Annotated in this window: 8 protein-coding genes; 2 read left to right on the top strand and 6 right to left on the bottom strand. The window is 55.6% G+C overall.

The genetic code is table 11. The annotated features are described in order from the left end of the window. The 6 genes from ACKVOS_RS02555 to ACKVOS_RS02530 form a co-directional block, all read right to left on the bottom strand. Window positions 1-406 (bottom strand): hypothetical protein (locus ACKVOS_RS02555; RefSeq protein WP_409210456.1); only part of this gene is annotated, 406 nt, incomplete at its 3' end. Between the two features lie 68 nt (window positions 407-474). After that, complete coding sequence (locus ACKVOS_RS02550; protein WP_409210455.1) at window positions 475-1,353, bottom strand: MipA/OmpV family protein; 879 nt, start codon at window positions 1,351-1,353, stop codon at window positions 475-477. A gap of 45 nt (window positions 1,354-1,398) precedes the next feature. After that, a complete protein-coding gene (locus ACKVOS_RS02545) occupies window positions 1,399-1,794 on the bottom strand; it encodes a DUF2141 domain-containing protein (RefSeq protein ID WP_409210454.1) in 396 nt (131 codons plus the stop codon). Further along, the gene (locus tag ACKVOS_RS02540) at window positions 1,784-2,524 is read right to left on the bottom strand and encodes a sterol desaturase family protein (protein ID WP_409210453.1); all 741 of its coding nucleotides are present in this window, start codon (window positions 2,522-2,524) and stop codon (window positions 1,784-1,786) included. The genes ACKVOS_RS02545 and ACKVOS_RS02540 overlap by 11 nt, the downstream gene beginning before the upstream one ends. 20 nt (window positions 2,525-2,544) lie before the next feature. Beyond that, window positions 2,545-3,606 (bottom strand): MBL fold metallo-hydrolase, encoded by a 1,062-nt coding sequence (locus tag ACKVOS_RS02535; protein WP_409210452.1) that lies wholly within the window; start codon window positions 3,604-3,606, stop codon window positions 2,545-2,547. 37 nt (window positions 3,607-3,643) lie between these two features. Further along, window positions 3,644-4,393, bottom strand: coding sequence for a ParA family protein (locus ACKVOS_RS02530; RefSeq protein ID WP_409210451.1), 750 nt, complete (start codon window positions 4,391-4,393; stop codon window positions 3,644-3,646). A 106-nt stretch (window positions 4,394-4,499) separates the two neighbouring features. Here ACKVOS_RS02530 and crtY point away from each other — a divergent pair, with 106 nt between their 5' ends. Next, entirely contained in the window at window positions 4,500-5,666 is a 1,167-nt protein-coding gene (crtY, locus tag ACKVOS_RS02525) for a lycopene beta-cyclase CrtY (protein WP_409210450.1), read from the top strand. Beyond that, window positions 5,663-6,876 (top strand): phytoene desaturase (locus tag ACKVOS_RS02520; RefSeq protein WP_409210449.1); only part of this gene is annotated, 1,214 nt, incomplete at its 3' end. The genes crtY and ACKVOS_RS02520, both read left to right, overlap by 4 nt.

The following is a 6,876-nucleotide window of genomic DNA, read 5'->3' as shown; positions in this document are numbered from 1 at the left end:
ACGCCGTCCGCGCGCTTCCTGCGGAATCCAGGGCCATCCAGAAGATGGAGGAGCTGGCGAGCCGCAGGAAATTCTGGGCCAATAGGGGGTCGACTTCGGTTCCCCGCGCCTCCATCACTGCGGCCATGGCGGCTTTTGGGCCTCCCTGGGCGGCCGCATCTTCGGCCAACAGGGCGAGTTTTACGATGTGCATCGCAAGGTGGTCGGCCTCGTTCTCCGCAGTCGGCGTCGCCGCGTTATTTTGCAAGATTCGCAGCCACATATAATTATGGACGGCGTCCAGTTGGTCGACTGCGATGCCGGTTGATTGGGCAAGTTTCGAACCTATCCAGCTTGTACGGCTTTCGCGGCTATAGCCAACCATATGGCCGGGGGTCGGAGATTTTTCTGGTGAAGACTGGTTCATATGCGCGCCCTTTTTATACGCGCCATATACCCCGATCAATATTTCCAACTGGTTAAAGCCGGTATTTCCTAAAATGTATAACTGACTCCAGCGGCCAGAAAATATTGGTTGGCATCGCCGCGGATCGAGGTCACCGGCGACCGTTTCGCATCACCGGTCAGCCGTGAATAATTCGCCAGACCAAACACGCTCCATCCCCCGTCACGCGCGTCACCCGATAGGTCAAAGCCACCAAGAAAGGACGCGCCGAAGCTTTTCCAGCCGCCGTCTGCGTCGAATTGCGGCAAACCGCTCGCTAAATTGCCCGCCGCGTCGATGCTGAAATAGGTATCGGCATAATTGTCGTCGATATGGATGGCCGAAAGGCTTAAGCTGGTGAAAATCGCGGGTGTAAGCGGCGTCGAATAGCTGATGCTCGGGCTAATGATCCGGCCACGATGGGCCTTCGCCACATCCCATTGCACGTCAGCCGATAATGTAAGCCGGTCAAAAGGGTTCATCATCTGTGTAATCGAAACACCGGCGGTGGCACCCACCTCTATTGCCACATCCTCTTTTCCAAGCGAACGGACAACGGCATCCTTGATATCGCCATTCCGGTCCGTGCGCACCCGAACCAAAGGACCAGCGAGGATTTTGACATTTTTCCTGCTGTTAGTGTCGCGGACAAGGTCAACATATAATCCGGGTCCGCGGGCACCAAAGTCAAAACCGCTCACGCTACCTTGCGCCAGTGGCGCGGGAAAAAATGTGTAATTGTCGGAGCCATCATAGCTTGGCGCATAGCCGGCACCAATTCCCAAGGTCAGCCAATCACCTGCGAAAACACCGGCACCGCGCACTTGGGTCGTTTCGCCTTCCGCATTTTCATTCTGGGCAAAACCCGGAGCGCCTGCGCCTGTAACGGCCAAGATCAGGGCTGCTAAATTGGTTTTGGAAAAGTTCATGATATGCTCCAGCTTAGGGCATAGAAATTATTATAGGCTCTAACATTAGAGCATATATTTCATTTTCACCTTTTGGCTTACTTCGTCGGCATCAATTTCAAACGCCGCAGCTTTGAATTTCGGCGGGCCAGTTAAAATTACGGGATTCCGTGAAAAGCCAAATCCTTCCTTGGGCAGAAAAATGGCCATATCCATTTTGCTGTTTCCGTTTTCATCGTGAATTAACGCGACGGCATAGGTTCCTTTGGTCAACCCGGGAAAGCTGACATTGCCTGCATTATTAGCCGCAACTTTGGCGCGGTGGCTTTTGGGATCCTTGCTGCAATCCGGGAAAAATTTGGGGTTGGCGGTAACACAGACCAGTACATTGCCTTTCATGCTGCGTAACCCATGAATGCTGACATCCAATGTCGACGTCAAAGGCGTCGCATTAAGTGTCATCCCGCTTGATATTCCAATCCCCAAGACCAAGATCGGTGTCGCAAATTTTGTCCCAAAACCTGAAATAAAGCCCATAATTCCCCCGATATGCGTCATGATGTTTCTGGTGGTGCGTTGCAGTTATCAGCCAATTTCCTAATTTGCCGTTAACCATGAATTTGGGGAACAATTCCCACCCCATATGGTTGGTGACACCCATAACCGTCATGACACAGAGCACAACGCCAATTGCGCCAACATGAACGGGAATGATGAACACCAGAATAGGGATAACGAACGCACCGGTCAGCGCCTCCCACGGGTGGAACGACATTGCGGCCCACGCGGTCGGCGGGCGGCTTTCATGGTGGACAGCATGCGCCTTTTTAAACCACCATGGGCGGTGCATCAGCCGGTGGGTCCAATAGAACCAAGTGTCGTGCGCAAACAGATAGAGAAATATCGACAAGGGCACATACCAGATCGGATAATCTGCCCAATTCCGGTAGATCAAAGTCCAACCCTGGCTGTCCCAGCCCCATGCCACGATGCCGGCCGGAATGCCGTAAATGGCGGCACTCGCAAGGCTCCAGCCGATTTCGCGGCGCATCTGGGGTTCCAGACCTGCGTATAATTTCGGATATCTGACCCGCGTTGCCCACGCAAAGGCCCCGCTGACCAGAAGATAGCGGACGCCCACGATCAGGGTCATCGCCAGCGCGGAAAGCAATATGGGGAGACTATAGTCCATAGCCCCCTTTACTCCGGCACTTAGCGACTTAGCAAATTCTGAGTTTTGAATTTGTCCTTGCCCGAAATGCTGATGACATCGCCATCATGCATGACCTTGATTGGCCCCGCAAAATGCTCCGACGCCGTGCCGGTCAATGCAAATTCCAGCGGCTTGGGCACGGACGGCACGATATGCGTGAAGGCGAGCATACCGATGCCCGCAGTTTTTGCGACATCGGCGGCCTGTTCGGGGCTGATATGATAATTCTGGATATCGCTGAAGATTTTGGCCCTGTTGGCGTTGCCCGCCTTGCGCGCACTGTTTTCCAAAATCTTGACCAAACGCGGCGACAGGAGTTCGCTGACATACAGGTCCGACCCCTTGGCGGCCGCGGCAAGTGCCGGGGTGAACGCGGTATCGCCGCTGATCGTGACGCTGCGGCCTTTCCAGTCGACGCGATAGCCGAAGGCGGGCTTGATGGGGTCATGGTCCACGGCAAAGGCAGTAATCCGAACGCCGCCGTCATCATAAACGAGTCCCGGCGCGATGGCTTTTCCGGCCATGCCAAAGCCCGAAGGCTTCACCACATCGGCGCCATGATGCGCGATGCGGTAGGTGGAATCGATGCGGTAGACGGCGTTATAGCCCTCCGTAATCTCCAGCACCCCTTCGGGTCCGGATACCGCAAGCGGCGTCGCGGCGCTGCTTCCTGCCCAGCGTTGCAGGGTGAAGGGACCTAAGCCTTCGAAATGGTCGCTGTGCAAATGGGTCAGCCAGACGCCCTGGATCTTGTCGAGAGGCATGCCCATCAACGCCAAGGTTTCGCCCGAACCTTCGCCCATATCGAATATGAAAATCCGTCCGTCGGCGATCACGGCCGTACAGGCCGCCGCGCGGTCACGGCTCGGAAGCGGAGAGCCTGTCCCGCAGAAGGCGACGTGCAATTGGTCATTCGGCAAATCCGCCAGCACATTACGCGCCATGGCGGCATCGGCACCGCGATTGAGAAGGTTCATGGCGATGGCGTCGCGCTTCACATAGCCGACCGCGCCCACCAACGCCCCACCAACGAGCAGCGCCCAAAGCCATTTTTTCCGCATATCCCGCTCCTTAGGGTCAGGACCCTAGACCAACAATTCAATCCTTCAGTTTGGAAAGCTTACGCTCGATGGCCCCTGAAAGCATGTGGAAAGCTTCACCCGATGGTGAGCGATGGGCAAAAACGCCCACCGGCGAACGATGCACCGCCATCATTTCCACCGCGCTGGCCATCGGAATGCGGGGCCAATCGGGGTTGGCCGACATGGCGGCAACGTGCAGGTTGCGGCGGCGATCAACCATCGAGAATACAGGCAGCAAGGGGGCGTGCCCTTTGTGGTGATCTTTCAGATGCGACACGACGTCTTCCAGCGCGCGCTGGGATAGGGGCGACGGTATCACCGGCACAATGATGATATCGGCGGCGCGCATCATCTGTTCGCTGGTTTCAGTCAAGCCCGGCGGACAATCGAGAAATATCCGGTCATATTGCCCGCTTATCGCTTCAACCAGCTTCGCCAAGCGTTTCTTTTTGCCCAGCGAATTGAAAAATCCGTCGAGGCCGCGCAAGGAAATATCCGCCGGAAGAAGATCCAACCCCGGAATGGCGGTGGGAACAATCAACTTGCCCGGTTCAATATCGCGTTCAAAAACCGATCTGGCTTTCGATTTTTTTTCAGGATGATAGCCAAGAATGAAACTGGACGCGGATTGTGGATCAAGATCCCACAACAATGTTTTCTTGTCACGGCGCAAAGCCGACTCCGCTGCCAGATTGACGGTTAGAGTTGTTTTCCCGACGCCACCTTTCAGGCTGTATATGGCAATGACTTTAGCTTTATAATCCATTTGCCGTTGGTTCCCAATCCAGCCCGAAAAGTCAACCACCCAGAAAGCTGTGTATTTCGTTGGCACAAGGCTTTCCCTTGTAAAATGCCTGCGCTAGAGCCGGGGGGTGAACCGGGAAAATATAAAAGTTGATTTCGCGATTGTCGGCGGAGGCCTAGCAGGCGGGCTGATTGCGCTGGCGCTCGCCAAAATGCGGCCTGAATTGAAGATCGTACTGATTGAACAGGGCGATAGCTTTGGTGGCAACCATATATGGAGCTATTTTGCGAGCGACATATTGCCCGAGCATCGCTGGCTCACCGCCCCGCTCGTCACTTATGGCTGGTCCGGATATGAAGTGCGCTTTCCTGCACATAGCCGGTCGCTCGATAATATCTATTACACCATTGAGTCCGAACGGCTGGATTGGGTTTTGCGGCATAATCTGCCCGCTTCGGCGCTGATGTTGGGCCGCGAAGTGAAGGCCGTGTCGCCACGGCTCGTTGTGCTCGACGGAGCACAAAGAATCAACGCAGGTGGTGTTATCGATGCGCGCGGTGCAGGGGATTTGCACCATCTTGACTGTGGTTGGCAGAAATTTACCGGGCAATTGATGCAATTGTCCGAACCACATAACCTGACAAAGCCCATCGTCATGGATGCCACGGTCGAACAGCATGACGGCTATCGCTTTGTCTATGTCTTGCCCTTTGGCATGGACAAAATCTTTGTCGAGGACACATATTACAGCGACACGCCCAATCACGACCCGCGCCGTTTGCGGCAGCGTCTGGCCGAATATGCGGATGGCAAAGGCTGGAAAGTCGAACGCGTTTTGCGCGAAGAAAACGGTGTTCTGCCGGTCGTTATGGGCGGTGATCTGGACAGCTATTGGGCAAGCGGCAGTGGCCGGACGGCAAAGGCAGGCGCACGCGGTGCGTTTTTTCAATCCGTCACGAGTTACTCGCTCCCCGATGCGGTTCGCAACGCCATTTTCATTGCCGAACAGCCCGATCTCGATGGCGATAAGTTGAACATGATCATGCGGCAACGCGCGCAGGAACATTGGCAGAGCGGGAAATTCTACCGAATGTTGAACCGGATGCTGTTCCGCGGCGCAGAAGCTTCGGAACGCTACAAAATCCTAGAGCGTTTCTACAGGTTAAAGCCCGGATTGATTGAGCGCTTCTATGCGGGGAAGACGGGCCCCGGTGACAAGGCGCGCATATTGTCTGGCAAGCCGCCCATTCCCATCGGGAAAGCCATCACCGCGATCCGGAGCAAAAAGAAATGACGAAGACAGCGGCGATTATCGGTGCCGGTTTTGGCGGGCTGGCATTGGCCATAAGGCTGCAATCGGCGGGCATTGCGACCACCATTATCGAAGCGCGCGATAAACCCGGCGGCCGCGGCTACTATTGGGAGAAGGACGGCTTTACCTTCGACGGCGGACCGACGGTTATTACCGATCCGCCGTGTCTGGAAGAATTATGGGCGTTGTCGGGTCACAAGATGGCTGACGATATCGAGTTAATGCCGGTGTTTCCTTTCTACCGGTTGAACTGGGCGGACGGCACGAATTTCGATTATTCGAACGATAGTGTCGGCCTGAAGGCAGAAATTGAAAAGCTCGATCCCGACGATGTCGAGGGTTATCGCAAGTTCCTCGAATATTCGAAAGGCGTGTTCAAGGAAGGCTATCAAAAGCTCGGTTCTGTGGCGTTTCTGGATTTTGCTTCGATGATCAAGGCCGCACCTGCGCTGATGAAATATCAAGCATGGCGCTCGGTCTATTCGATCGTATCGTCCTATGTGAAGAACGAGAAACTGCGCGAGGCGCTGTCGTTCCACACATTGCTCGTCGGTGGCAACCCGATGAGCACCAGCGCAATCTATGCGCTGATCCATACCATCGAAAAAGAGGGCGGCGTGTGGTTTGCCAAGGGCGGGACCAACCGGCTTGTGGCGGCGATGGTCACGCATTTCGAGCGGTTGGGCGGCACCGTGCGCTTGGGCGATGCGGTCGCAGAAATCGAAACGCGCGGCGACAAGGTCACTGGCGTTCGGACAAAATCGGGCTGGCGGATGGACTGCGATGTCGCGGCGTCCAACGGCGACCTGATGCACACCTACAAGGATTTGCTGACCAGCAACAAACGCGGCGAACGCGCGGCGAAATCGCTTAACCGCAAAAGCTGGTCGCCATCATTGTTTGTGCTGCATTTGGGCATCAAGGGTACATGGCCGGGTATTCCGCACCACATGATCCTGTTCGGGCCGCGCTACAAAGGGTTGCTCGACGATATCTACAAGAACGGCATTTTGCCGAAGGACTTTTCGCTGTATCTGCACCACCCGACGGTTACCGACCCGAGCCTCGCGCCGGAGGGTTGCTCGACCTTCTACGTGCTCGCACCGGTCGCGCATATGGGCAAGGCCCCGCTCGATTGGGATGGCGATGTTGGCGAGGCGCTGAAAGAGCGCATCCTCGACGAACTCGAACG

It is taken from the genome of Sphingorhabdus sp., assembly GCF_046154385.1.
In the GTDB taxonomy this organism is placed as follows: Bacteria; Pseudomonadota; Alphaproteobacteria; order Sphingomonadales; family Sphingomonadaceae; genus Sphingorhabdus_B.
The sequence above is the reverse complement of the archived record's forward strand: the minus strand, read 5'-3'. Positions and strand labels throughout refer to the sequence as shown.